This is a genomic window from Pseudomonas sp. B14-6, from assembly GCF_013260315.1.
Classification (GTDB): domain Bacteria; phylum Pseudomonadota; class Gammaproteobacteria; order Pseudomonadales; family Pseudomonadaceae; genus Aquipseudomonas; species Aquipseudomonas mandelii.
Genome location: NZ_CP053929.1, coordinates 4,720,887 through 4,747,486, shown reverse-complemented (window position 1 = coordinate 4,747,486; position 26,600 = coordinate 4,720,887). Strand labels below are relative to the sequence as shown.

The 26,600-nt window shown below is 61.7% G+C and carries 17 protein-coding genes and 1 pseudogene; 3 read left to right on the top strand and 15 right to left on the bottom strand.

The features are described from left to right. Positions 1-69: 69 nt before the first annotated feature. The 7 genes and pseudogenes from HP062_RS21695 to HP062_RS21665 all read right to left on the bottom strand — a co-directional run bounded on the left by HP062_RS21695 (position 70) and on the right by HP062_RS21665 (position 13,835). Positions 70-1,065, bottom strand: a complete 996-nt coding sequence (locus tag HP062_RS21695) for a sulfotransferase family protein (RefSeq protein WP_172792002.1) — start codon at positions 1,063-1,065, stop codon at positions 70-72. Next, positions 1,053-1,838: an aspartyl/asparaginyl beta-hydroxylase domain-containing protein gene (locus tag HP062_RS21690; protein WP_172792001.1), complete on the bottom strand. Its 786-nt coding sequence runs from the start codon at positions 1,836-1,838 to the stop codon at positions 1,053-1,055. The genes HP062_RS21695 and HP062_RS21690 overlap by 13 nt, the downstream gene beginning before the upstream one ends. Next, positions 1,835-2,440, bottom strand: coding sequence for an adenylyl-sulfate kinase (cysC, locus tag HP062_RS21685; RefSeq protein WP_172792000.1), 606 nt, complete (start codon positions 2,438-2,440; stop codon positions 1,835-1,837). The genes HP062_RS21690 and cysC overlap by 4 nt, the downstream gene beginning before the upstream one ends. Next, positions 2,424-3,938, bottom strand: coding sequence for a TolC family protein (locus HP062_RS21680; RefSeq protein WP_042932453.1), 1,515 nt, complete (start codon positions 3,936-3,938; stop codon positions 2,424-2,426). The genes cysC and HP062_RS21680 overlap by 17 nt, the downstream gene beginning before the upstream one ends. Positions 3,939-3,979: 41 nt before the next feature. Beyond that, positions 3,980-11,170 (bottom strand): Ig-like domain-containing protein, encoded by a 7,191-nt coding sequence (locus HP062_RS21675; RefSeq protein ID WP_372242825.1) that lies wholly within the window; start codon positions 11,168-11,170, stop codon positions 3,980-3,982. 135 nt (positions 11,171-11,305) lie between these two features. Then, on the bottom strand, positions 11,306-12,142 hold the full coding sequence (locus HP062_RS21670) for a sulfotransferase (protein ID WP_010464912.1): 837 nt from the start codon (positions 12,140-12,142) through the stop codon (positions 11,306-11,308). A gap of 126 nt (positions 12,143-12,268) precedes the next feature. After that, positions 12,269-13,835: pseudogene (locus HP062_RS21665) on the bottom strand (glycosyltransferase family 39 protein). 241 nt (positions 13,836-14,076) lie between these two features. Between HP062_RS21665 and HP062_RS21660 the strand changes: the two are divergent. Together HP062_RS21660 and HP062_RS21655 are read left to right on the top strand one after the other, a co-directional pair. Further along, entirely contained in the window at positions 14,077-14,664 is a 588-nt protein-coding gene (locus HP062_RS21660) for a phage tail protein (protein WP_172791998.1), read from the top strand. Between the two features lie 50 nt (positions 14,665-14,714). Next, a complete protein-coding gene (locus tag HP062_RS21655) occupies positions 14,715-15,026 on the top strand; it encodes a hypothetical protein (RefSeq protein WP_010464915.1) in 312 nt (103 codons plus the stop codon). 122 nt (positions 15,027-15,148) lie between these two features. Here the strand turns inward: HP062_RS21655 and HP062_RS21650 are convergent, their stop codons facing one another. Genes HP062_RS21650 through HP062_RS21635 form a run of 4 tightly spaced genes read right to left on the bottom strand, consistent with a single transcriptional unit; the run spans position 15,149 to position 19,854 of the window. Then, complete coding sequence (locus HP062_RS21650; protein WP_172791997.1) at positions 15,149-15,646, bottom strand: GNAT family N-acetyltransferase; 498 nt, start codon at positions 15,644-15,646, stop codon at positions 15,149-15,151. Positions 15,647-15,658: 12 nt separating this feature from the next. Continuing rightward, positions 15,659-17,755, bottom strand: a complete 2,097-nt coding sequence (locus HP062_RS21645; RefSeq protein ID WP_169857447.1) for an HlyD family efflux transporter periplasmic adaptor subunit — start codon at positions 17,753-17,755, stop codon at positions 15,659-15,661. Beyond that, complete coding sequence (locus HP062_RS21640) at positions 17,756-19,075, bottom strand: efflux RND transporter periplasmic adaptor subunit (RefSeq protein WP_102594837.1); 1,320 nt, start codon at positions 19,073-19,075, stop codon at positions 17,756-17,758. Further along, on the bottom strand, positions 19,072-19,854 hold the full coding sequence (locus HP062_RS21635; RefSeq protein WP_010464919.1) for an efflux RND transporter periplasmic adaptor subunit: 783 nt from the start codon (positions 19,852-19,854) through the stop codon (positions 19,072-19,074). Before HP062_RS21635 ends, HP062_RS21640 begins: the two co-directional genes overlap by 4 nt. Before the next feature lie 497 nt (positions 19,855-20,351). Between HP062_RS21635 and HP062_RS21630 the strand changes: the two genes are divergently transcribed. Next, positions 20,352-21,041, top strand: a complete 690-nt coding sequence (locus HP062_RS21630; protein ID WP_145309060.1) for an NYN domain-containing protein — start codon at positions 20,352-20,354, stop codon at positions 21,039-21,041. Here HP062_RS21630 and HP062_RS21625 read toward each other — a convergent pair. The 4 genes from HP062_RS21625 to HP062_RS21610 form a co-directional block, all read right to left on the bottom strand. Further along, positions 21,022-22,497 (bottom strand): efflux transporter outer membrane subunit, encoded by a 1,476-nt coding sequence (locus HP062_RS21625; protein ID WP_172791996.1) that lies wholly within the window; start codon positions 22,495-22,497, stop codon positions 21,022-21,024. The genes HP062_RS21630 and HP062_RS21625 overlap by 20 nt on opposite strands. Beyond that, positions 22,494-23,561 (bottom strand): HlyD family secretion protein, encoded by a 1,068-nt coding sequence (locus HP062_RS21620; protein ID WP_154913445.1) that lies wholly within the window; start codon positions 23,559-23,561, stop codon positions 22,494-22,496. Before HP062_RS21620 ends, HP062_RS21625 begins: the two co-directional genes overlap by 4 nt. Before the next feature lie 26 nt (positions 23,562-23,587). Continuing rightward, positions 23,588-25,123, bottom strand: a complete 1,536-nt coding sequence (locus HP062_RS21615; RefSeq protein ID WP_172791995.1) for an MFS transporter — start codon at positions 25,121-25,123, stop codon at positions 23,588-23,590. A 220-nt stretch (positions 25,124-25,343) separates the two neighbouring features. Continuing rightward, positions 25,344-26,264, bottom strand: coding sequence for a LysR family transcriptional regulator (locus HP062_RS21610; protein WP_077750398.1), 921 nt, complete (start codon positions 26,262-26,264; stop codon positions 25,344-25,346). Positions 26,265-26,600 lie beyond the last annotated feature (336 nt).

The window sequence follows — 26,600 nt, the reverse complement described above, 5'->3', positions numbered from 1 at the left end:
TAATTGACCGCCGCCATCGCGAGCAGGCTCGCTCCTACATTGGATCTGCGTCGTACACATAATTTGTGTTCACTGAAGATCAACTGTAGGAGTGAGCCTGCTCGCGATGGCGTCAGTGCTGTCAATGCATGACTTGGCAACCAGCGCCTCATAAGGCCCCCGCGCCCAACGCTCCACCCGCTCACGCAACAACGTCGACGCCTCACGCCGCTTGTCATCACAGTCCCCGACAAACACCGATGAAGGCTGTTTGGCATGCCGCCCCACCGCCGCAAACACTTGCTCCCTCTGCACGTCATCCAACCCGAAAAACCCAGCCAACCGCCCCGCCATTGCGCCCGGCAACTCGCTGTAATTCACCGCCAACCCACCAAACGCCTGGCATTGCGCCAACCCCGATGCCAGCAACCGCCCCAACCGCCGCGCAATAAAATCCTCACGACTGTCGAACGGCCATTCGTCATCCAGCCCACTGGCCCCGATCATTCCCGGCACCATGTGCATGCCCGGGCGGCGTATATGGGAAACAGCGATTTCCAGCGGATCGCGGTACACAAACAACCAGGGCGTGTCGGGAAAGCACTCGCGCAGCCGGGGCAATTCGGTGATGTTCCAGGCATCGAGTTTGATCACCAGCCGCTGCTCCGTACCAAGCCGACGCTGACCATAGGCGGACACCAACCCTTTGATCGCGGCGCACCGTTCGACGGCTGGCAAACCACTGCGCAACAACGCATCCAGCGGCGGCGGTTCGCTGATGACGATGTGGTTGGTGAGTTGCGCGAGCATCTGACTGATCAGAGTCGAGCCGCATCGCGAAGCGTGAAAAATGAATGCACTCGGCGCCAACCCGGGACTCTGCGCCTGCCAATCGCCAAGAACAGCCAGAGGCGTCTGCCGACGAAACGCCTGATTGAACGGTAACCTCAGCGCAGCTTCCACGGCATCGCGAAAAAACGGCTGATGCAACGGCGTGTCCCCGAACCAGCACCAATCGACCTGCCACTCGCCAGCCGGCTGCCAGATCCGCATCGGCAACCAGCCTTCGAGATTCAGGCGCTCCATTGTTCATTCCATCGGCGGCGACCGCTGCGCATCGCGGCACGCAGTTCTTCCCGAGAAAATTCCAGGCCTCGCTCCGCCGCCAGCTCCAAGGTGCGGGTGATAAACACCTCGGTGTCCGGCAAGCCCTGCAAGGTCTTCGAAAGCTGCAAATCACTGGCCACCAGACGCTGAAATTGCAGCAAGGCGCCGTCACCCGAACCCGGCTGCGGCGTGGTCGATACACCGTCGACAATCGCCTGCTCCAGCCAGTCACCCGGCCGGCAATCGAGCACCAAATGAACCCGCGCCTGAGTATCCCGATTGTCCACACGGTGCGGTCGCGACAGGTCGAGAAACCAGCACTCGCCCGCCGTCATCGGCATGCGCTGACCGTCCAGCATGAAGTCCACTTTCGGCGGGCTGAGTAGCGGAATGTGCAGGCGCAGATCGGCGGCTGGTCCGCCAAGATCGTAGTCACGATGTTCATGAATCTGCCCGCCCGGCCCAAGTCGCAACAGGCGTGCGCTGACGATTTCCAGCGGCAGATCCCGCAAGCCCTGCTCCCATCGCGGATCCCGCAACCACGGCGCACGCAACAGCGGTTCGCCACGCCCCGGGGACAGTTCCGTCAGGGCATCCGCCGCCGACACCAGCGCCACACCACTCCAGTCCCCGGCGTAGTAATCGCTGTTGAAATGCGCATGCCACGCGTCCTCGCCAATCGCCGCCAGCGCCTGCAACAACAGCGGTAAATCCACCGCCACCGGCAAGCGGGAAAATACCGGTCTGCTCATCGTTTCGGCAGCACCGCACACTCGCCGAGCCAGGTCAGCAAGCGGTCGAGGCAGGCTTCGACCGACTGCACGCCGGTGTCGAGCACCAGGGAGGCGGACGGCGGCGGTTCATAGGGCGCGGAAATCCCGGTAAACCCCGCCAGGTCACCACGACGCGCCCGCGCATAATGACCTTTGGGATCACGCTGCTCGCACACCGCCAACGAAGCGCAGCACCAGACTTCGCGGTAATCCTCGCCCAGACGGCGAGCGAACACCTCACGCAACTCCACCAGCGGCGCGATCATCGCGAGGATGACGATCTGCCCGTTCTCCACCAACAGCGCCGCGAGTTCGCTGGCGCGGCGGATGTTCTCCAGACGATCACTGTCAGAAAAGCCCAGGTCACGATTGAGCCCGACCCGCAAGCCGTCGCCATCGAGCACCACGCTCTGCACGCCGCGCTCGAACAACTCAGCGTGCAGGGCCTGGGCCAGCGTCGATTTACCCGCCGCCGGCAAACCGGTCAGCAGGATCGCGGCGCCGTGATGACCATTGCGGGTCTCCCGTTGTTCGCGATTGATGCTCGCGGTCGGCGCCAGCAGGTTATTGGACCGGAGCATGGGTCACCGGCACACTGATATTGCCCGACGCCCACGCCGCTTCGCGGTTGGCCAAGGCGGTGGCGATGGATTGGACTTCGGTGGATTGCACCTCGTCCGGCATCGGATCGAGGCCGGCGCTGGCGAAGATCTGGCCGTAGGCGTTACGCAGATCGGCATAGGACAGGTCCCGGCGCAAATCCGCCTGCAACGTGTTCAGTTCACCCTGGATCAGGTCCAGTTCACCAAGTCCCGCCGCCTGATGACGGTTGCGCAATTGCCCCAGAATCTCCCCGTCGATGCTCGAGAGTTCCTGGTTGGTCTGGAACTGATTCAGCGCTTCCTGGTAGTTGGCGTTCGCCACATAGAGCTGGGCCAGCACCGCGATGGACATGGCCTGGCGCCGTGCCTTGGCGACCTCTTCGCCGGCCTTGGCCACGTTGATCGCGGCCGGTGCGGAAATCACGTTAAACAGGTTCCAGGTCAGCTTCACACCGTAGTCGGCCCACTTGTCATTGACCAGAAACGAGTTGCTGTCGTAATGCCCACCTGCCGAAAACTCCAGCCCCGGCAACAGCCGCAGCATGGCTTTACGGGTTTCGGCAGTGCTGATGCGGGTCTGGTAATCCTGTTCGCGCAGCTCCGGACGGCTGGCCAGGGCTTCATGCTCCAGGCTGGCCATGCCGACCTTCAACTGCGGAATCGAGTAGTCGTCCGGAGTCGCCAATTTCAGATCAGTGCCCATCGGCAGGTTGATCAGGGTCGCAAGTTCGGTTTTGGCCAGGGACAGCGCCCGGCGTTGCTCTTGCAACTGGCGGGTCGCCTCGATCAGCGAACGCTGGTAACCCAGCGCCTGGATCGGATCGCCGATGCGTTGGGTGCTCATGCTTTGACTGTTGCCGCGTGCCGTATCGACCCGCGCCATCAGGCTGTCGATCTGCGTGAGCAAACGTTCGGCAGCCACCGCTCGCCAATAGGCCGAGCGCACGTCCTGGACGATGGTGTTGATGACCTTGCGCCGACGTTCCTGAACGATCAGGCGCTGGTCGCCCTGCTGTTTGGCACTGATGTAACTGACGCCGAAGTCGAGGACGTTCCACACCATGGTCAGGTCGGCCACTCGGCGGTCGCGGTCCTGGGAGGTCGACGGTTCCAAAGACTGGGTGCCGGTCAGTACGCTCTGGCTGCTGGAGGCGCCAACGTTGCTACGCCCGACGTAGCCTGCATCCAGGGCCATGCGCGGCAGCATGTCGAAACTGGCGAGGTCGAGTTGGCGCTTGGCCAACGCCTCTTCCATAATCTTGAGCCGGCCTTCAAGGTTGTACTTCACCGCTCGGGCCATGGCCTGGTGCAAAGTCAGCGGACCACTGAGCGGCTCCTGGCCGGTGTACATGTTCTGCAGATCGCTCTTGGCGCGCTGTTCGCTGACGCTGCGTTCGATCGGTTCACTTTTGACGGCACATCCGCTTATCGCAAGCGCCAGCAGGCTGACGCACAACAACGAGTGACTTCTATTCATCCTTGACTGCCCCTGAGTGCTGCACTGATTTTATGGTTTTTTCAGGCCTGCATTTCGCTGATGCCGACCTGTTTCAACGCTGCGGCCAGGCTGTCGACCTGCCGTTGCTCGGTGTCTTTGAGTTGTTGCAATTGCTGGTTCAGCGTCAGCGCGCCAAACACGCCACGCAGTCCTTGGGAAACATCCGAGTCCTTGATCGAATGACTGCCGAACGAGTTCAGTGAGTCGCGTTCACTGCTGGTGTCCTGATTGAACAGACTCGACAGCGTACTGGTGCTGAATACCCCGCCATAGCCACCCCCAAAGCCAAGGAAACCGTGACCTGACCCATCGCCGCCACTGTCGCTGCTGCTGAATACCTGGGCGATGAAGCTGCGGGTCAGCGCGCCGCGGTTGATGAAAATGTCCCCCAGCGGCCGGATGCCGTTGCCGATCACCCGGTCTTCGAACAGCGGGGTAAAGGTCAGCGGCGAGCCCAGCGCGCCTGTTGGCGCGGCGAAAATGATCGGTTGCAGCGGCGCGTTCGGTTGCTCGGCAACGGTTACGGGTTGCGAGACGGGGATCACCGGATCGACCGGCACCAACACACTTGGGGTCGATACGGTGTTGATCGCGAAGTTATTCGACTGGCTGGCGCCGCTGCCGGCATTGCCCGAACCGTCACTGACGCCCGCGATGTTCAGGCTGATCACGTTGCTGCCGTTGCTGACATTGCTGGTGGGCGTCAGCATCGCGATCCAGGTTGTGCCGCCGTCGCTGCTGGACAGGTCGGACAACGTGCCGTTGGCCACATTGATGTCGGACAGGTCGAAACCGCTCACTGCTTCGTTGAACGTGATCGTCACCAGCGACGTCTGTCCGACGCCAATGTTGGGGTTGGCGACCACGACGGTGACGGTCGGCCGTTCACCGTCGATGGCGTAATTGTTGGACACGGCGAAGCTGCTGCCGATGTTGCCTGCCAGGTCGGCGACATTGCTGGTGTCGAGGGCGATGAAGTTGCTCGGGTCGGACATATTTGCTGTGGGCGTGAAGGTCGCGGTCCAGGTCTTGCCGCCGTCACTGCTGGCCAGGTTGCTCAACTCGCCGTTGGTCACGCTCAAATCCGACAAGTCGAAGTCGCTGACCACCTCGCTGAAGGTGAAGGTCACGAGCGTGGTCTGGCCAATGCCCAAATGCGAATTGGCGACCACGATGGTGGCGGTCGGGCGCGTGGCATCGAGGGCGTAGTTGTTGGAAATGGCAATCGCGGCACCGGCATTGCCTGCCGCGTCAGCCACGTTGCCGGTGTCGAGCAGGATCAGGTTGGTGGTGTCGTTGATGTTCGCCGTCGGCGTCAGGGTCGCGGTCCAGGTCACGCCGCCGTCGCTGCTGGCCAGGTTGGACAGCACACCGTTGGCCACGCTGAGGTCCGACAAGTCGAAACCGGACACCGCTTCGCTGAAGGTGATGGTCACCGTGGTGGTCTCGCCAATACCGAGGCGATTGTCCGCTACCACGATGGTGGCGGTCGGCCGCGCCGTGTCGACGGCGTAATTATTGGAATCGGTCACGCCCACGCCGCTGTTGCCTGATGCATTGATCACACCGCTGTTGTCGAGGCTGATCAGGTTGCTGCTATCCGTCACGTCGACCGTTGGCGTGAAGGTCGCCGTCCAGGTGACGCCGCCGTCGCTGGACGAGACATTGCTCAGCGTGCCGTTGGCGATGGTCAGGTCAGCGTTGCTGAAACCACTCACCGCTTCGCTGAAGGTGATGGTCACGCCTGAAGTTTCGCCGGCCTTGAGGGCGTTGTCGGCGATCACGATGGTCGCGGTCGGCACTTGGGTTTCCACCACGTAGTTGGCGGAGTTGGTGGTGCCCGTACCGGCGTTACCGGCCTGGTCTGCGATGCCGGTGTTGTTCAGGGTGATGAGGTTGGTCGCATCGGTCACGCCGAGGGTCGGGGTGAAAGTCGCGGTCCAGGTGATCCCGCCATCGCTGCTGCTGACGGCGCTCAACGTGCCGTTGGCAATGCTCAGATCACTGTTGTCGAATCCGTTGACGGCCTCGGAGAAAGTGATGGTCACCAGCGCGGTTTCGCCCGGTTTCAGACTCGTATCACTCAAGACGATGGTGGCGGTCGGGCGCAGGCTGTCGATCACGTAGTTGTTGGAGTCGGTGGTGCCGCTGCCCGCGTTACCGGCCAGGTCGACGATGCCGGTGTTGTCCAGCGTGATGAGGTTAGTCGCATCGTTGACGCTGACGGTCGGCGTGAAGGTTGCCGTCCAGGTGATGCCGCCGTCGCTGCTGCTCACCGCACTCAATGTGCCGTTGGCGATGGTCAGGTCGGCATTGGAGAAACCGCTGACCGCCTCGCTGAACGTGATGGTGACCAACGAGGTTTGGCCCAGCGCCAGCGTGGTGTCCGCCACCACGATGGTGGCCGTCGGGCGCACGGTGTCGATGGCGTAGTTGTTCGAATCGGTGGTGCCGCTGCCCACGTTGCCCGAGGCATTTTGCACACCGCTGTTGTCCAGGGTAATCAGGTTGGTGGCATCGGTGATGCTGGTGGTCGGCGTGAAAGTCGCCGTCCAGGTGATGCCGCCGTCGCTGCTGCTCACCGCGCTCAACGTGCCGTTGGCAATCGTCAGGTCGGCGTTGCTGAAACCGCTCACGGCTTCGCTGAAGGTGATGGTCACCAGGGAGGTTTCACCGATGTTCAGGGCGTTGTCGGCGACCACGATAGTCGCCGTCGGCAGCACGGTATCGATCGTGTAATTGCCGGAATTGGTGGTGCCGCTGCCGGTATTGCCAGCAAGGTCAGCCACGCCGGTATTGGCCAAGGTGATGACGTTGCTCAGGTCATTCACGCCAACGGTAGGCGTGAAGGTCGCAGTCCAGGTGATGCCGCCATCGCTGCTGCTCACGGCCGTCAACGTGCCATTGGCAATCGTCAGGTCAGCGTTAGTGAAACCACTGACGGCCTCGGAGAACGTAATCGTCACCAGCGAGGTTTCGCCGGCACTCAGGGTCGGGTCTGCCAGGACGATGGTCGCGGTAGGGCGCAACGTGTCGATAGCGTAATTGTTGGAATCGGTAGTGCCGCTGCCGGCGTTGCCCGCCAGATCCGCGATGCCGGTGTTGTCCAGGGTGATCAGGTTAGTCGTGTCATTGACGCTGGCACTCGGGGTGAAGGTCGCCGTCCAGGTGATGCCGCCGTCACTGCTGCTCACCGCGCTCAACGTGCCGTTGGCAAGGGTCAGGTCGGCGTTGGTGAAACCGCTGACCGCTTCCGAGAAGGTAATCGTGACCAGCGAGGTTTCGCCGATGCTCAGTGCAGTGTCCGCCACCACGATGGTGGCCGTCGGGCGCACGGTGTCGATGGCGTAGTTGTTGGAGTTGGTGGTGCCGCTGCCGGCATTGCCCGAACCGTTTTGCACACCGCTGTTGTTGAGCACGATCAGGTTGGTCGCGTCGGTAATGCTGCCGGTCGGCGTGAACGTGGCCGTCCAGGTAACCCCGCCATCGGCGCTGCTCACCGCGCTGAGCGTGCCGTTGGCGATAGTCAGGTCGGCGTTGCTGAAACCGGTCACCGCTTCGGAGAAGGTGATGGTCACCAGCGAGGTTTCGCCGATTCTCAGCGCATTGTCGGCGACCACGATGGTGGCGGTCGGCAGCACGGTGTCGATCGTGTAATTGCCGGAATTGGTGGTGCCGCTGCCTGTGTTACCGGAGAGATCGGCCACACCAGTGTTGGCCAAGGTGATGACGTTGCTCAGGTCATTCACGCCAACGGTAGGCGTGAAGGTCGCGGTCCAGGTGATGCCACCGTCGCTGCTGCTCACGGCCGTCAACGTGCCATTGGCAATCGTCAGGTCAGCGTTAGTGAAACCACTGACGGCCTCGGAGAACGTAATCGTCACCAGCGAAGTTTCGCCGGCACTCAGGGTCGGGTCTGCCAGGACGATGGTCGCGGTAGGGCGGAGCGTATCGATGGCGTAGTTGTTGGAATCGGTAGTGCCGCTGCCGGCGTTGCCCGCCAGATCCGCGATGCCGGTGTTGTTCAGGGTGACCAGGTTGGTCGTGTCGTTGATGCTGGCGCTCGGGGTAAAGGTCGCGGTCCAGGTGATGCCGCCATCGCTGCTGCTCACGGCCGTCAACGTGCCGTTGGCAATCGTCAGGTCGGCGTTGGTGAAGCCGCTGACCGCCTCGGAGAAAGTGATGGTGACCAGCGAGGTTTCGCCGATTCTCAATGCGGTGTCCGCCACCACGATGGTGGCCGTTGGCCGCACGGTGTCGATGGCGTAGTTGTTCGAATCGGTAGTGCCGCTGCCGGCGTTGCCCGCCAGGTCGCTGACCCCGGTGTTGTTCAGGGTGATCAGGTTGGTTGTGTCGTTGATGCTGGCGGTCGGCGTGAAGGTCGCCGTCCAGGTAATTCCGCCGTCGCTGCTGCTCACGGCCGTCAATGTGCCGTTGGCGATAGTCAGGTCGGCGTTGGTGAAACCGCTCACCGCCTCGGAGAAAGTGATGGTCACCAGCGAGGTCTCACCGATTCTCAGTGCGGTGTCCGCCACCACGATGGTTGCCGTTGGACGCAATGTATCGATGGCGTAGTTGTTGGAATCGGTGGTGCCGCTGCCGGCGTTGCCCGCCAGGTCGCTGACCCCTGTGTTGTTCAGGGTGATCAGGTTGGTTGTGTCATTTACGCTGGCAGTCGGTGTGAAGGTCGCCGTCCAGGTGATGCCGCCATCGCTGCTGCTCACCGCGCTCAACGTGCCGTTGGCAATCGTCAGGTCGGCGTTGGTGAAACCGCTGACGGCTTCGCTGAAGGTGATGGTCACCAGCGACGTTTCGCCGATTTTCAGTGCCGTGTCGGCCACCACGATGGTCGCGGTCGGGCGCACGGTATCGATGGCGTAATTGTTCGAATCGGTGGTGCCGCTGCCGGCGTTGCCGACCAGGTCGCTGACCCCGGTGTTATCGAGGGTGATCAGGTTGGTCGCGTCAGTGATGCTGGCGGTTGGCGTGAAGGTGCCCGTCCAGGTGATGCCGCCATCGCTGCTGCTCACGGCCGACAAGGTGCCGTTGGCAATCGTCAGGTCCGCGTTGGTGAAACCGCTGACGGCCTCGCTGAAGGTGAAGGTCACCAGCGACGTTTCGCCGACCTTCAGCGCGGTGTCGGTGAACACGATGCCGACGGTGGGGCGCAAGGTGTCGACCACGTAGTTATTGGAGTTCGTGGTACCGACGCCGGCCGTGCCCAGGCCGTTGCTCACCCCGGTGTTGTCCAGGGTGATGAGGTTGGTCGTATCGGAAATGCTCGCGGTCGGCGTGAAGGTGGCCGTCCAGGTGATGCCGCCATCGGCGCTGCTGACGGCGCTCAGGGTGCCATTTGCAATGGTCAGGTCGGCATTGGTGAAACCGGTCACGGCCTCGGAAAAGGTGATCGTCACCAAGGACGTTTCGCCGATGCTCAGAGTGGTGTCAGCGACCACAATGGTTGCGGTCGGCGGCGGCGCATACGCGGTGTTGAGTACACCTCCGTCGTTGAAGATAGTCGCGACGGAGGTCGGCGAAGTGCCGGTTGTACCTCCACCCTGCGCGGTACCGCCTGCTCCACTGGCCGCGGCATTACCAGCCAGGGCCGCGAAGTTGGAGGCCGTGATCAGCAGCGTGCCTTTGTTCCAGATCGCGCCGACGCCCCGACCGCCGATGCCGCCATTGCTGGCATTGCTGCCTTGGCCACCGCCACCGCCACCGCCACCACCGGCGCCGATGTTGTTGCTGATGGTCGAAGTGCCGATGATGGTAATGGTGCCGCTGCTGGCGTTGTAGATCCCGCCCGCCGCGTTGCCGCCAGCGCCACCAACTTTGTCCCAACCGGCGCCACCGCCCCCGCCGCCAATGGAAATCGTGCCATTGGTGGCCGTCGAGCCGTTACCGCCGTTACTGTAATAGGACACGCCCAGCCCGCCCGCGCCGCCAGTATTGGTGCCACCGCGACCGCCCATGTGGGTCGCGTCATAACCGCCACCGTAGCCGCCGGCATTGGCGCTGCCAGCCTGGCCGCCCAACGTGCCGGTGCCCGGCCCGGCCGAGCCACCGTGCCCGCCGTTCTGACCGCCCAAACCGCCGCCACCACCACCGCCACCGCCGTAATAAGCACCCGTGACACCGCCGCCGCCACCGCCGCCGGAAGCGGCATTGGAGGTCACGCTGACGTTGTTCAGGGTCAGGATGCCGGCGTTGAAAATCCCCCCGGCCATGGCCCCTGAGGCACCGTAGCCACCGTTACCGCCCGTTCCCGCCACCAGGCCACGGGTAATCACCAGGCCATCAAGGGTCACGGTTCTGCCCGCGGCAATTTCAATCACCCGGGTCCGGTACTGACCGTCGAGAATTACGTCAGCCACGCCGTCGTTGTTCAAGTCGCCATCGACGGTGATGTTCTGGTTGATCAGCAGTTCGGACGTCAGCTGCACCGTCATGCTGGCGTTGAAGGTGACGATATCGCCGTTCTGCGCCGAGGCGATGGCGGCACGCAACGAGCCGATACCGGTGTTGCCGTTGTTGGTAGCAGTCCAGGTCGCCAGGCCCCACTGATATTCACTCATGGCCGTGGTCGACAGCACGTTGGCGCTTTCGATGTTGCCGGTGACAATTTCCAGGTCCCAGTCGCCGCCGATTCCGGTGCGGTTGCTGGAAGCGGCTACATCACGGCCGGTCAGCTGCGCGAGGGAATCGACAAAACTCAAGCCTCGCTCACCTTCGGCGGTGTAGCAGCCGTAGATCATGATGTCGCCGCCGGCATTCATGTCCTTGCCGATTTCCGCCAGCACCGCACTTCGGGCCGCGACGTTGTCGGCCGACAGATAGCTGTCGCCCAGCCACAGGTCGCCCGCGTTGCCGTGAGCAATGATTTGCACGGAACTGATGCCCTGATGGGTATCCAGATAATCGGCAATCTGTTGCAGACCGTCCCGGCTCGCGTCCAGCTGAACCACTTGAGTGCCAGGCGCCACGCCTTTGAGCAGGCTGTCGGCGTCCTTGACCCGGGAATCGACGAACACCACGCTCTGCCCCGGTACGGCAACAGGTGTTGAAGCCGGCGTGGCATCGGCCTGGCCGTGGGTGTCTTTGCTGGCGACCGGCTGATCATTCGCCGGCGCTTTCGCCGCGTCGGCCGTGGGATGGCTTTCAGGCTGTGCGGCATCCGCCACGGTGGCCGCGACCGCGCCGTCGAACAACATTCGCGGCTCCAGGGACATGATCATGGGCGAGGCCAGCGCCCGTGCACCTTCGGTAACCCGCGACTTGCCTTTGCTCCACCACATGCTGCTCACCCGGACTCGAACTTTCGTGACGCGAAAATGAAAATGCCGCGATCAACTGATCGCGGCATCGGCTTTCATGCGAATGACATTGGCGGCGCTGGCTGAGCCATCGAGCCAGAAGGACAATTCTGCGTACTGCTTGAACAAGTCCGGCGGCAAAATCGTTCGCCGCGATTGCAGTTCGACCCTCGGCTTGACCTTGTGCAGGCCCGAAACCCCCAGGGCCTGGTCGAACGCTGGCGCGTCGTAAGCGAGGTGGTCAAAGTCATGCTCGAACCAGGGTTCGCCGATGAAGTCGTAGACCAGCCGCATCACCCGATCCGGCGCCTGAGTCAGCAGGTCGTAGTCGACGATCAGCAGCGACTCGGCGTGTTCGCCGTAATAGGCTTCCTTGAGCGCAGCCCAGGCAAATCCCACCAGGCGATTACGCTGGGCCAGGGTTTCGCAACGGCTGTAGACGGTGTTGCGCTCGATCGCGTCGCCGAACAGTTTGGTGTTTTCAAAGGGGTTGGCGCGGTACAAACGCTCGATGCTGTCCATGACCCAGGCGACATTGCGCACACAGGCAATGACCTTGGCTTGCGGGAACAGGTCGCTGATGGCCGGCAAGCGCGAACTCCATAGCCGGTTGGTGTCGAACACCACCGGTTTGTCGGCCTTGTCGGCGTAGAAGGAGTCGAACAGACCGCGCAATAAGCGTCGGCGCAGATCGGTATCGATCACCGCGCCAAACTCACTGCCGGCGCTGCACTGTTCCAGAACACCTGAAAACAGCGCGCCAACGGGGCTGGTCATGCCGGCGTGGAAACGCGGGTTCTGCAACAGGATGGCAGAAAGCAGGGTCGAGCCTGAACGCGGCAAGCCGGAGATAAAGTGGTACTGCTGCATCCCTTCACCTGATCATAAGTCCTTTATGTATGACGGAGCGTAGACTATGAATTGCCGAAGCAGTAGTAGTGTTTTGATATCAAATCGAAGCTAAATCGTCTGAAAAACAAGATTTTTGTTACTGACTTAACGCAACACGAACAAGCGCGCATTGGCGCCTCCTGCCTGCGTTTGGCCAACGCTCTGCCAGCCGGCGGGCAACGGGGCGAACTCGTCCGGCACACCGACAGTGCCGATCAACCACACGCGCCCCGTGCCTTTGGGCAAGGTGCCAAGGCTATCGAGGTAAATGTCCGGGGTCACCAACGTGCCGAAACCATAAGCACTCGGCCGGCTCGCCGCCTGATAACGGTGGCGTGTACAGCAACGGCTTGGCGTCGGTGCGGTTGTAATAGACGTAGCTGAGGTACCAAAGCATGTCGCTGGTGACGATTCGGTCACCGGCAACGAAGTGCTGGTTGACGTAATTGACCATGACGTTGAACTGGTCGTTGCTATCGACCGTGGCGTTGTTATTCAGGCCCACCAGTTCGACACCGGCAAACAACACCAGCACTGTCATGGCCAACACCCGGGCCCCTGAGTACAGGCGATCAATGGCCAGTGCGGCAATCATTGGCAGGCCGAGGGCGTAGGCGGTGAGGTAACGCTCGATGAACACCGGCGAGACAAACGACACCCCAAACACTACCAGCAACGGCACAACGGTGTAGATCACCACCAGCGCACTGCCCCGAATCACGCTGCGATCCCGCGCCAGCGCCACCCACATCAAGGCCAGCAACGCCAAAGGTAACGTGCTGAAAATCAGGGTCGGCAGGTTCTCGCCATCGTCCTGGATCAGAAACGACCAGATCATCGACGGCAACGAGCCGAACGTGACCGGTGCCTCCCATCCCACATCGCCATTGGCCTTGAGCTGATCCATGTGCTGGACCAGATCGATCAGGCTCGGCACCCAAGGCAAGTACAACAACACAATCGCCACGTTCGCCAGCCACCAGCCGGGGCGTTGAATATGCCGCAAGCGGTAACCTGGTTGCAGGCGGATCACCCCCAGATACAGCCAATGGCAAAGCACGCACAGGGCGGTGAAGTAATGGGTGTAGAACGCCGCAGTCATGAGCAGCACATACGCCACCAGATAACGCGTGCGCCGGGGGTATCGGATCCAGTAGACCAAGGCAATCGTCGCACCGATCAGCCACAGGCCCAGCAGTGAGTACATCCGCACTTCCTGGCTGTATCGCACCGCCGTAGGCAGCAGCGCCAGCAGCAAACCGGCCAGCAGCGCGGCACGCCGGGTGGCGAGCAAGTCCATCAGCCAGACGCCGAGCCACACCGTGGCGATCCCGGGCAGCGCGCTGAAACTGCGGATCGAAAATATACCGTCGCCGAACAGCTCGACCCAGCCGTGCAGCAGCATGAAATACAGCGGCGGGTGGACATCGTACGCGGCGTGCAGCCAGATCCCGCCGAGCGAAAACTGGCTCATCAGCAGGCTGGAGCCTTCGTCGCCCCAGATAGCCGCCGCCGTCAGGTCGTAGAAACGCACCAGCGCGGCCAACGCGAGGATCGGCAACAGCCAATGTTCGCGCACCCACCGAAGCAAGCGCTTGACGCTCGCCCAGGCACCGGGTGTCGCTTGCGGGCCTTGGGTGCCCTCAAGTGGCAATTCTCTGTACGCCTCCATTGCTCCCCTCGGGACTGCCAGTGAAAAAGCGTGAAGCGTGTCATCACTGTAGGTCAGCGTCAGCGCCGTCGTCGATGCTGGCTTTACGACCAACGACATTCGGCAATCATCCGGATCTACTACGCTCTGGCTTGGCGTGACCCAGCCACGGAGATGAATGGAGTCGGCTGATCAGCGCGATCCGCCCGGATAACCGGGCCTTACGTGACGCTTCAGACACTAACCTGAGGGATAAGGAACTATGGAAGTATTCATGGGCACTATTCAGCCTTTCGCCTTTAACTTTGCTCCCAACGGCTGGGCCCTGTGCAACGGCCAGACGCTGGCGGTCCAGCAATACAACGCGCTATTTGCCCTGCTCGGCGTCAACTTCGGCGGCAATGGCTCCACCAACTTCATGCTACCCAACCTGCAAGGCCGAATGCCGGTGTGCATGGGCAACGGGCTGAACCTGACACCACGGGTCATTGGCGAGTTCTCCGGGACCGAGAACGTCACCGCGACCATCACCAACCTGCCGAATCACACCCATGCCTTGTCCGGGCTGACGGCCACCACCACCCTGCAACTGGCCAGCCCGGCGAGCAACCCGGCCACCGCTCCAACCGCGACCAACTCGTACATTGGCGCTTCCGGCGGCGGCCCGGGCTCGGCGAGCATCTTCTCTGATGCGCAAGGCGCTGCGGCGGTACCGCTGAAGGGCGTGGCCACTGCCGTGACGGGGGAAATCTCGTCGGCCGGTAACGGTTTGCCGATGGAAACGATGAACCCATTCCTGGTGCTCAACTTCAGCATCGCCTTGAACGGGTTGTTCCCTTCTCGCAATTGAGGTCTGGCCGGGGGATACCCATCCCCCGGCCGTTTTTCGGGAGTGACGCCATGTTGCAACAGGTTCAAAGCCAACACTTTCAGACCCTGCTGGGCAAGACAGGCTCGCTGCGGCTGCCGGATGGCAGTGAGTTGTCGATCCATATCGACACGCTTGAAGAAACGCCCCATTCGCGGATGCCAAACAGCGAGCGCGTGCCGTTCAGTGTCGAGTTCAACAGCCTGGAACCCACAGCGTTTGTGGATGGGTTATGCACGCTGGAGTTACCGATGCTGGGTCAGGTGCAGGGCATTTTTGTCTCTCGTGTGCCGGCCATGGGCCGTGATCCGGACATGGGGTATTTCTATATCGCCTTCAACTGAACACACCGAAATCCCATTGTAGGAGTGAGCCTGCTCGCGATGGCGGTGGTTCATTCACATCTATGGTGACTGATACTCCGCCATCGCGAGCAGGCTCGCTCCTACAGGGGGCGGGGGTGGATTCAGCCTTGTGGATACCACACCAACCGCTCCGCCGCCGGGCTGCACTCTTCAACCTGAAACCCCAGCGCCACGTAATGCTGGCGCGCATGGGGATTGTTGGCCCAGACCACCGTGGCCACCGGGCAACGGATCTGTTGCGCGGCTTTCTGCACACCTTGCAGCACCTTGCGGCCAAAACCCTGGCCGCGGGCCTGCGGAATGAACGCCAGGTACAACACGCGAATTTCATTGGGGCCAAAATCGGTGGTCAGCGCGCCGATGGCTGTGTCGAGCTTTTCAATCACGTAATGCATCGCGTTGGGGAATCGCTCCCCCAATCCCTGTTCCTGCACCTGAAATTGCTGGGCGACCACCTGCTCAATCACTTCTCGATCGCCGTCGATCCATTGCAGATCCGGCCGCGCCGCCTGGTAAAGACTGTGCAAAAAAGGCCCATCGCTGGTCCGCGAGGGCCGAACCACCAAGCCATCGGCCGCCACTGATTCGGTATTCGCCATCACCTGCTCTCCTTAGAAACCGCTTTCCCTGACACCCAGCGCCGCCATGCGGCGCCAGGCCACGCCCAACAACGACTCGCCGCTGCCCTGCAACACCACCACGCCGCGCAAGGGTTGCATCGGCGTCGGCGCGGCTTCGAGGGTGCTCAACCGCGCTCCGTATTGTCCCTGCACCGGCTCAGCCCGTTGATGTGCATCCCGGCGCACGGCAATCGGCCCGTGGTGATCGGACGTCAGCGCTTCCTGATCGACATAGGCCGCGCCATTGGTGTCGATTTCGGTCAATCGCACGGCGATCGCCGGGTGCATCGGATCATCGGCAATGAACCGCCCGGTGGCCCCCGGCGCCACGCGCCACAGTTCGGCTTCGGCCAGATAGCCACGCAACCGTGCACCGTCTTCAACGACCCGCGCCAGAGGATCTTTGGTCGACAACCAGCGACCTGCCACCAGTTGCGGCAACAGATCGCGCACGGTGCCGGCGTGGGGCGCGCGCAGCAGCAGACGTTCACGCTGGGCGGCCAGCCCGCGATAGTCAGCCACCGCCTCCGCCAGGCGTTGCTCGACAATCCCGGCGTCGGCGGCGGTTTCGCTGCGACTGGCCTGACGGCGCATCTGCAACTGCTGGATCTGGATTTCACGCCGGACGATGGCCTGGCGCGAGTCCAGGTCCGGCGATTCCAGTTCGATCAGCACCTCACCCTGGGCAACCACCTGACCGTCCTGCACGTTCACCGTTTTGACCCGCGCCGCGACGGGCGCGTGCAACGCACTGGCGCGTCCCGCTTCCAGCATCGTCGGCAGCTCCACCGCACTGCGCCACGGCAAAACCAGCACCAGCACCAGTCCGAGCAAGGCCAGACCGCTGAGCAACACGCGGGGGACATAGGCCTGCTCCCGTCGGCTCCACCACTGCCGCCACTCACTCAAGATCGGCAGGAAGATGAACCAAACCAGCTCCACCAGCATCAGGAAAATCCCCAACACCTTGAAGAACAGGTGATAGACCGCCAGCGCGATCCCGAGAAACAACGCCGCACGCCACAGCCACGCGCCATAGCCCCAGATCAGCAATCGACGCTGCATCTTCGGCGACCAGGGCTCCGGCGCCGCAGCCCCATAGCCGAACAAAAACTCGCGCAACCGCCAACGACACAAGGCAAAGGCTCGCCCTTGAAGGTTGTCCACTTCCCAGAAGTCGCTGAGCAAAAAGTAACCATCAAAGCGCATGAACGGGTTGAGGTTGATCACCAGCGTGGTGATCCAGGTGGCACTGGCGAGCATGAATGCAGCGGTGCGCCCGGGACCGTCCGGCAGCAATGACCAGACCAGCAGTGCAATGCTCGCCAGCAGCAATTCCGCCAGCACACCACCGGCGCCGATCAACAGTCGCGCACGACGATCATTGACCCGCCAGGCATCACTGACGTCGGTGTAAAACATCGGTAGCAACACCATGAACGCCACGCCCATGCTCTGCACCCGACAACCCGCGCGCTTGGCCATGAAGGCGTGGCCGAACTCGTGACAGAGCTTGGCAAAAAACAGCGCCACACCGAACGCCAGAGCGCCACCGAGACTGAACAGATGCGGGAAGGTGGCGATAAACCGCTGCCAGTCCCGCGACACCAGAAACACCCCGAGTCCCAACGTCACGGGCAACCCGTAGCGCAGCGCCCGCGGGCCGAAGCGCTCGATCCATGGCCAGGCACGATTGAGAAAAGCGTCGGGGCGCCACAGGGGAATGCGAAAAAACAGGTATTGGTGCAGCAGGATCTGCCACAGCGTCTGACGCTGGGCGGCCGCCTTCAGGCTGTAACTGGCGCGCTGTTGCGGATCGAGTGCGCTGATCAGGTCGTGGCCACGCAAAAAGCCCAGCAACTGCTCAAGCTCCGCGCCATCGAGTGGCAACCCGGGCTCGCGGTTGGCGGCGCGTAACACCTGCTCGGGATCCCCCAGCGACCAATGACGCAGCAACCGCATCGCGGCGGCACCGAGTTTGAAATAGCGCCCGCGCACTGGGTCGGCGAGGGTCCAGCGCGGCGAGCCATCGAGGGCCGGAGTCGCCACGGACAGTTGCAAGTCGGCCCGCAGGCTCGGCAGGCTCATCTAAAGCCCCACACTCTGGCGCAACCCGGCCAGAGGTCGACGCAGCAGGTACAACGCCAACGGAGCACGGTCGCCGAAAATTTTAGCGGTGCCGCGCAGGCCGATGCGCGGCGGTGCGCCCTCGAAATTCGCATCCAGGCGATAAGCCAGTTGTCCGGCAGCGGTGGGTTGCGCCTCATAGGCCGAGCGTTCGAGTTTCGCCAAGTGCCGCTGCAACGGATCGCTGTCGAGAAACAGCGCGACTTGCGCGCCGGGCTCAAGGGATATCGCGTCGCCCACCGCCAGTTCGATGCGCAACTCGGCCTGGGTCGGGTCAGCGATTTCCATCAGCCGCTCGCCGGTCTGCACCGGCTTGCCGGTCCAGCGCTCCGCATCGGCGAACACCGCGATACCGCCGCGCTCGGCGCGGACTTCACTGCGTTTGAGCAATTCGCGGGCGTAATCCCGTTCGGCGCGTTTTTGCTCGACTCGCGCTGCCAGCAGATCGATCTTCGAGCTGGACTCGGCATCGGCGAACGAGCGTTGGGAATTGGCCTTCAGTTCAGCTTCGGCCACCCCCAAGGCGCGTTCGGCCACATCGGCCTGGGCCTTGAGCGTGGTGCTTTCGAAGCGCAGCAACAGGTCGCCGGCTTTGACCGTCTGATTGGGTTTGACCAGGAATTCGGCAATCACGCCGTCCAAGGGCGCAGCCACCACGCGGCCGCCCAATGGAACCACTTCTGCCGGCGCCAGCACCGATTGGCGCACCGGGATCAGCAACCCGAGCAACAGCACGGCGACCAGTGCCACCCGACGTTTTCGGGTCCAGCGCAGCCGCCACGGTTTGCGCGGTTGCAGCGCCAACCAGGCATGGCTGTAAGTGTCGCCCAGTTGCGACAGCAGCACTTGCTCGGAAGGGTTCCACGGCAGGTCCCGCGCCAGCCACAGCCCACCGAATACCTCGCCCTGGTGATCGATCAGCGGCAGCCAAAACACCTGAGCCGCCGAAAGACTTTGCCAATCGGCCTGAATCGATTCGCTGAGGACATTCGCCGGTATCACCCTTGCCTGCTTCAGCACACCGGCCTTGAACAACTGCGCCACGGCCTGCTCGACGAACGCCACGAATGGCGCATTCGGGTCGACGGCACTGACACCCGTCACCGCCTGCACCTTGCCGGCAATCAACAGCGCCGCATGACGAAAACCAAACAGCGCCTGCCCGTCATTGACCAGGCTGTAGGCCAGTTGCGCAGGCGTGCGCGCAGCGCGGGTCAGGCGTTCGAGATCAAGAAACCTGGCGAAGACCTGTTCGGCACCGCTCGCAGCGGGCGCGTTCATTTAAGCTCCGCGAAACGCGCCGTGCCACTCATGCCGGCCAGCAAACCGTTGGCATTGGGCAGTGTTGCAACCAGCAACAAGGTCTGGCTGCCTTCATCAATTCGAGCGCCGAGGCGTTTGACTGTGGCATCCAGCGCTTGACCGGTTTCATCGGGGACAAAGCTGAAGGTCTGACCGGGCTTGAGCCGGGCCATCCAGCGTGACGGCACCAGCAGATGGATCTCCAGCGTTCGATTGTCTACCACATCCAGCAACGGTGCACCGGCCGCCACGCTTTCATAGCGTTTGACCTTGCGCTCGACGACCTGGCCATCGAACGGCGCCAGCACGCTGCAGCGTTTCACCTGAACCTGATAAACCTGAGACTGCGCCTGCGTCTCGCTGACTTTGGCTTGGGCCCGCGCCACTTCAAAACGCCCGACCGAATTCAACGCCGCCAGCTGTTTGTTGTGGGACAACTCTTCACCCGCACCACGGTTGGCAGCCTGCGCCGCATTGAGCTGGGCCTGATAAGCGGAACAATCGAAACGCGCCAGCGTATCGCCCTTCTTGAACGACTCGCCCTCACTGAACGGCAGCTCGACAATGCGCCCGGACAACTCACTGGCGAGCACCGCCTGATCCCGAGCACGCAACACGCCCCGGGCCTCGCTGCTGGTTGTCGCATTGCTGCCAGCGGTGCTGTTTTCCAACAACGGATCGTCTGGCGCGGGCGTTTGCGCGTGTACTGCGCAGGTCACAACGGTCAATCCAATAACCCAAACACAAAAACGCCGCATAACCGTATCTCCCTGACGGATGAGCGGAGTCTATGACAGGGTGGGTGGGCGTCAAGTGGATAGATGTCCTTGGATAGAAATGTGCTGTTTCAAAATTGCCTGATTTCTCAGCACGAAAACGTGGGCTTTCCTTCAGTAGCTATCGGTAATAAATCCCACATCAGATTGGGAACGTACTTTCAATCGATACGGAGAGCAGCGATCGACACTTCAAACCTTTATCGAAATGCAGCACCTCAACACTCTTCCTGTAGCAATTACTAATAACTCAGGCCGATAACGCCTTGACCATCACCAAGGTCGGCGATCAAAACTGACTCGCCGGCGCTGGAAATCCTTCAATCGAGTCAAATGTTGATCAGCCAGTGGGTTGACGTATATGACACACCCGACTTAGGATTCCCCAACTGAACCCCGTACGCAGAGATTAAATTCACTGGCCGTTGGGGTGAAGAAACCGGCTTCGGCCGGTTTTTTCGTTTCAGAGGATTGAGTTTGTGCGAACCGCGTTTTTTGTCGATGGCTACAACGTGTTCTATGGATTACTCGCGGGCACGCCATACAAATGGCTCAATCTGAAAAGTTTGCTGGGCCATGTCGCTTACATCGAGAATCCCCAAAGCTCATTAATCTCGGTTGATTACTTCACCTCATCCGTCAAGCCAGAGCTTGCAACTCGCGGCCGAGCCTCCAAAGAAGCTCAAGACACCTATTTGCGTGCATTAAAAGCAACCAACGTTGCCGTTCACTACGGTCGCCATAAGCTTGAGCCCGCGAAAGCACCTCGCTTCATTGACAGAAAAACTGGCGCCTCTCGCCAAGACAAAGTCGACATCTGGAAGCTTGAAGAGAAAGAGACAGATGTCCACATTGCGATCAGCATGTATCGCACAGCCGCAAGACAGACCAAGTTCCATGCTAATAAACAAATCGAACAGCTAGTCCTGGTATCCAGTGACACAGACATGACTCCAGCCCTGAAAGCAATTCGAGAAGATTTTCCTGACATGAAAGTCGGGGTCATTCTTCCTCACCGTGCCGAGTTAAACCGCCCATCACCAGGTTCTTTGAAGGAGCACTCTCACTGGATGCGGCGTGTCGTCACCTCTGAAGAGTTGCAGGTACACCAATTTCAGACACGGGTACCGACCCATAAGGCTCCCGCCATCAAACCGGATTACTGGTAACGACACTAGCCAACGGATACACCGACTCCCATCCCCCACCCAACGCCTTATACAAACCCACCATCGCCAGCGACACCCCGGTCGAGCTCTCGACAAACTGCTCCTGTGTCGCCAACAAGGCGCCTTGCACTGTCAGTACGTTAACGAAATCCACCACCCCTTCCACATATTGCTGCTGCGCGGTGCGCAGGGCGATCCGGTTTTGGCGGACGGCTTCGGCGAGGCTGTCGCGGCGTAGTTGGCTGGCGTTGTAGGCGCTCAGTTGATCGTCGATTTCATGCCAGGCGCGCAGGACGGTTTGCTGGTAAGCGATGGCGGCTTCCTGTTGCTGGGCCTCGCGTAAGTTCAGGACCCCGCGCAGGCGGCCACCATCGAACAGCGGCAGGCTGAATTGCGGGCCGATGCCGAACGAGCGCGAGCCCCAGGAGCCGAAATCGCTCAGTTGCATGGCTTGCGAACCGATGTTGCCCGACAGGGTAATCCGCGGATAGAAGTCCCCCTTGGCCACGCCGATGCTCGCAGTAGCGGCGTGCAGTCGGGCTTCGGCCTGACGAATATCCGGGCGGCGTTCAGCCAATTGCGACGGCAGGCCAATGGCGACCTGGCGCGGTGTCGAAGGCACGGGGGCGTCTGTGGATAACTCGGCCTGGAGCGCTTGAGGCGGTTCGCCCATCAACAAGCTCAGGGCGTTGATCAGTTGTGACTGGCGCTGTTCCAGCGCGGGCAGACGCGACTCGATGGCGGCGACTTGGGCAGCCGCTTCGGCGACATCAAGGTCAGTGGCAACGCCGTCGGCCAGACGCAGTTGCGAAAGCTTCAGGCTGTGCCGGGCGACCTCGAGGTTTTGCTCGGTAACGGCCCGCGTGCTCTGCACGCCGCGCAGTTGAATATAGTCCTGAGCGGTTTCGGCGAGCACCGACAGCAGCACCCCACGGCGATCGTTTTCCGCGACTTCCAGGGTCGCATCGGCGGCTTCGGTTTCGCGGCGCACACGGCCCCAGAAATCCAGTTCCCAGGAAGCGGAGAAGCCGGCGTCCCAGAGGTTGAACGCCGAATCACCGTTGTTGCCTGATGGGTCGTTCAGACCTTCTCCGCTGTTGCGTTTGCGCCCGTAGCTGCCGGTGGCGGCGGTATTCGGATAACGGTCGGCCGTGATGACCTGACGCGCCGCACGGCTTTGCTGCAAGCGGCTGGTGGCGAGTTTCAGATCGAGGTTATCGGTCAAGGCGCGCTGGGTCAGGGCCGTGAGTTTTGGGTCGTTGAAGACGTCCCACCAGCGTTCGTTCATGTCGGTGGATACCGCTTCGCTGGCGGCGGCTTTTGATGGTTTTGACCATTCAGTGATTTTTTGGGGTTGAGGCTTCTGGAAGTCGGGGCCGACGGTGCAGGCGGAAAGGCTCATGACCAGCGAGGCGCACAGGGTGAGTTGAGGCCAGTGGCCAACGAAGATCTTCATCGCTGAACCACCTCGGACGCAGTCGCCTCACTGGCCGTATCAATCCTCGCCTCCACCGACATCCCCACCCGCAACCGCTCGGCCAATGCCTGCCCCGGATCCAGAATGATCTTCACCGGAATTCGCTGCACCACCTTGGTGAAGTTGCCGGTGGCATTGTCCGGTTTGATCGACGCAAACGTCACACCGGTCGCCGGCGCGATGCTCTCGACGCGCCCCGTCAGGACCTCGCCACCGAGGCTGTCGACACGCACTTGCACATCCTGCCCAGGCTTCACGTCGGTCAGTTGGGTTTCCTGGAAATTGGCGACCACGTAAGCCTGTGCCAGCGGCACCACCGCCAGAATCTTGCTGCCCGGCGTTACGTAAGCGCCGACCCGCACAGCCCGCTCGCCCACCATGCCGTCCTGAGGGGCAACGATGCGCGTGTAAGACAACTCGTAGCTGGCCATTTCCAGCGCCGCTTGCGCCCGCTTCAATCCACCGTCGGCCGCGTCGCGCTGAGCGGTGAGTATCTCCACTTGCTTGCGTTCCGCCGCCAGCACCGCCGTGACGTTGGCCAACCGCGCGGAGGCCTGATCGATGCGCGTGCGCGCTTGCTGAGCATTCTGCACAGTGCCGGCACCGACCCCGGCGAGGTGGTTGTAGCGGTTCAGTTCATGCTCGGCGAAGGCCATTTCAGCCTTGGCCGACACCACCGTGGCCTGGGCCTGAGCGATCACCGACGTCTGGCGTTCAAGGGTCGCCTTAGCATTTTGCAGTTGCGCCCTGGCCACCAGCGTTTCGGCATCGGCGGCTTGGGCGGCGGCACGCAGGTCGCGGTCATCGATCAACGCCAGCAACTGCCCGGCCTTGACCTGCTGGTTGTCTTCCACCAGCACTTCCTTGATGAAACCCGCCACGCGAGGCACCACCAAGGTGAAGTCCGCCGAGACAAAGGCATCATTGGTGTTCTGCTGGCTGCGCTTACCGAAAACGCCTGGCGCCAGCAGGTAAATCAGCACGCCGACCGCCACCACTGCGGCGACGCCGACAGCCACTTTTTGCTTTGTTTGAGTCGTCATAAAAACCTTCTGTTTCAGTGAAGCATTCATGTCGGTGCACGCGGTGGATAAATCCGCGTCGGCAGCCAGAAAATCAGCAAGATCAACGTCAGCGCGACGCCGGCCATGCACAGATAAAGATCCGATGCCGTCAGCACCACAGCCTGCTCATGCAGCCGATGGGCAAGGCCGGCGCCGTCGCTGTTGGTCAGAGGGGAGTTGCCGAGGTTGTCCACCAGCATGGTCGAATGGAAATGCAGCCGCGACGTGGTCAACGCCTCGATCACCCCGGTGGCGATCACCGCCGCCAAGCCTTTCACGGTGTTGAACCAGGCCGAGGCATACGGGCCTTCCATCGACGTGATGCTGCCGGTCGAGAGCATCAGCAACGGCAGCACCGCCATGGGTTGACCGAAGATTTGCAGCCATTGCAACGCGTAGAAATCGTCGCGAATCCACACCGAGGTGAGCTGCGAACCGCCGATGCATGACAGCGCCAACATGCTCAAGCCGAGCCCCAGCACCCAGCGGCAATCGACCCAACGCAGGTTGCACAGCGCCGCCACCAACGGCAGCGCGATCAACTGTGGCAGGGCCGCCAGCAGCATGATAGGCGCGGTCTGAACCGGGCGATAACCCTGGACCTGCGCCAGATAGCTGGACGGGATGATGATCACTGCCAGCAGCACGACCAACACGCCCGCCAGGGTCAACAAGGCGAACGACAGGTTGCGGATGCCGAGCATCTGCATCTTGAAAAACGGGATCGGCTGCGACCATTCATTGATCAAAAACAGTACCAACAGCAGCAACCCACCGCCGAGCAATCCGCAGATCAGGCTCGACTCGAACCAGTCCAGCCGATTGCCCTGCAGAATGCCGATCACCAACATGCAGATCGCCGGAAAACCCAGCAGCAAGCCGCGCCAGTTGAACTGCTTGAAGCGCTCCAGACGCAGCGGATCCTGCGGCAAGCCGTAGGCCACGGCCGCCATGGCAATCAGGCACGGTGCGATGATTTGCCAGAAGGTCCATTGCCAGCCGACGTACTCGGTCCACAAACCGGCCAGAGGGGTCCCGAGCCCTGGGCCGAAGGTGGCCGTCAGCGCATACCCCGCCAGACCGTATAGCTTCACGTTGGCCGGTAAAAAGCGCAGCGCGACGGTCATCAGCATCGGCGGAAGTGCGCCGCCGGCCAGGCCTTGCAAGGTGCGCATAACCAGCAGGTTTTCGTAGGTCGGAGCGAACGGGCACAACACGCCCAGCAGGGTGAAGGCGCTGATGGCGCAGAGGGTGAAACGCCGCAGCGAGAACGTCACCGCGCACCAGGGCGCGAAGGCCATGGCGGCTACCGAGGTCGCCGTGTAACTGGCAACCAGCCAGGTGCCCTCGTCGTAGCCGATCGCCAATGCGCCGCGAATGTCAGCCAGCGCGACCTTGGTCACCATCTCGTTGAGGCCCGACACCAACACCGCCAGCAATACGCCGACCAGACCGATGATGATCCGCGGGCCGAAGACCGGAGGCGTAACGGCGGCCGGACTGGCCGCGGCGAGAGGTGCCGTGACCGTGAGGGAAGTCATTTGGTGCAAGCTCCGGGGGTTGAATACCGAAGCATTTTAGGAAGTGTGGAACCTGACGAAAATTGACTTATGGGCAGGTTATAAGTGCGCTCTATGCAGCAATACAAAACCCCTGTGGGAGCGAGCCTGCTCGCGATAGCGGTGGTTCAGTCAACCTCTATATTGAATGTGATGGCCCTATCGCGAGCAGGCTCGCTCCCACAGGGGACAGTGTTCAATTTCAGGTGGGTTGTGCGGCCAGCCAGGTCTCGTCACAGCACGCCTTGAGCGTTTCACGCAGCCAGCGATGCGCCGGATCCTTGTCGAAACGCGGGTGCCAGGCCTGGGTCAGCATCAGCGTGGGCAAGGGAACCGGCAGGGTAAACGAGCGCAGCTTCAAGCCCAGGCGCCGCACACTCAACAGTGCCTCCTTGGGCACCGGTAAAATCAGGTTGGAATCCGGCAACGCAAACATCGCCGCATGGAAACTCGGCGCAATCACCGCCACCCGCCGTTCAAGCCCAAGGGCATTGAGTGCTGTATCGATCGGCCCGCGAGCAATGCCGCGACGGGACATGCTGATGTGAGAGAAACCGGCGAAGCGCTCGGCCGTGATCTCTTCGTCGAATAGCGGATGGTCTTCGCGCACCAGGCCGACGAAATGAGTGGAAAACAGATTCTGCACCTTCACTTCCGGGGTCAGCGGCCGGGTGTTGCTGATGCTCAGGTCGATGCGCCCTTCGCGCAGCGCTTCATCATCGCCATCGCCCTCGGGGACGTAGCGCAGCTCGCAATGCGGCGCCTGGCGGTCGAGGGTGTCAAACAGCTTGCCGCCGTAGACACCGACGAAGAAGTCATTGGCCCGGATGTTGAACCGACGACGCAACGAACCCAAGTCCACCGCATCAGCCGAGCGAAAGAGCAACGCGGCCTGCTCGACGACGTCGCGCACTTGCTCGCGGAGCTCCAACGCCTTGGGCGTCGGCACCAGACCACGACCGGCGCGCACCAGAATCGGATCGCCGATGGCCTCGCGGATTCGCGTGAGTGTTCGGCTCATGGCCGCCGGGCTGAGGTTCATCCGCCGCGCGGCACCCACCACACTGCCTTCATCGAGCAAGGCGTCTAGGGCGACCAGAAGGTTCATGTCCGGGAGTTGCATGTTGAGCACTCGTGTCTGGGCTGGATTGATTCAGACGCAATGCTAGCAAACATCCCCAATTATTGTGTTGGCTGGACCGGCCTCATCGCGAGCAGGCTCACTCCTGCAGGGGATCTTCAGTGGACGCAGATTTTGTATTCAACACAAAACCCTGTGGGTGTGAGCCTGCTCGCGATGAGGCCAGCTCAGACACTGCAAAACTCAGCGCTGCGTCCCCCAGCGTTTAACAGTCACGCGCTCCAGCGTGTCAAACACCAGGTTCTCCACCAAGAATTGAAATTTGAATACCGTTAATGAATAACGATGTGGCTTTCGGCTTGCGGCGTTTTTGACGCC

Coding starts and splice junctions, on each gene's coding strand:
- HP062_RS21695 (WP_172792002.1), bottom strand. CDS start 1,065: ATGGAGCGCCTGAATCTCGAAGGCTGGTTGCCGATGCGGATCTGGCAG.
- HP062_RS21690 (WP_172792001.1), bottom strand. CDS start 1,838: ATGAGCAGACCGGTATTTTCCCGCTTGCCGGTGGCGGTGGATTTACCG.
- cysC (WP_172792000.1), bottom strand. CDS start 2,440: ATGCTCCGGTCCAATAACCTGCTGGCGCCGACCGCGAGCATCAATCGC.
- HP062_RS21680 (WP_042932453.1), bottom strand. CDS start 3,938: ATGAATAGAAGTCACTCGTTGTTGTGCGTCAGCCTGCTGGCGCTTGCG.
- HP062_RS21675 (WP_372242825.1), bottom strand. CDS start 11,170: ATGTTGTTCGACGGCGCGGTCGCGGCCACCGTGGCGGATGCCGCACAG.
- HP062_RS21670 (WP_010464912.1), bottom strand. CDS start 12,142: ATGCAGCAGTACCACTTTATCTCCGGCTTGCCGCGTTCAGGCTCGACC.
- HP062_RS21660 (WP_172791998.1), top strand. CDS start 14,077: ATGGAAGTATTCATGGGCACTATTCAGCCTTTCGCCTTTAACTTTGCT.
- HP062_RS21655 (WP_010464915.1), top strand. CDS start 14,715: ATGTTGCAACAGGTTCAAAGCCAACACTTTCAGACCCTGCTGGGCAAG.
- HP062_RS21650 (WP_172791997.1), bottom strand. CDS start 15,646: ATGGCGAATACCGAATCAGTGGCGGCCGATGGCTTGGTGGTTCGGCCC.
- HP062_RS21645 (WP_169857447.1), bottom strand. CDS start 17,755: ATGAGCCTGCCGAGCCTGCGGGCCGACTTGCAACTGTCCGTGGCGACT.
- HP062_RS21640 (WP_102594837.1), bottom strand. CDS start 19,075: ATGAACGCGCCCGCTGCGAGCGGTGCCGAACAGGTCTTCGCCAGGTTT.
- HP062_RS21635 (WP_010464919.1), bottom strand. CDS start 19,854: ATGCGGCGTTTTTGTGTTTGGGTTATTGGATTGACCGTTGTGACCTGC.
- HP062_RS21625 (WP_172791996.1), bottom strand. CDS start 22,497: ATGAAGATCTTCGTTGGCCACTGGCCTCAACTCACCCTGTGCGCCTCG.
- HP062_RS21620 (WP_154913445.1), bottom strand. CDS start 23,561: ATGACGACTCAAACAAAGCAAAAAGTGGCTGTCGGCGTCGCCGCAGTG.
- HP062_RS21615 (WP_172791995.1), bottom strand. CDS start 25,123: ATGACTTCCCTCACGGTCACGGCACCTCTCGCCGCGGCCAGTCCGGCC.
- HP062_RS21610 (WP_077750398.1), bottom strand. CDS start 26,264: ATGCAACTCCCGGACATGAACCTTCTGGTCGCCCTAGACGCCTTGCTC.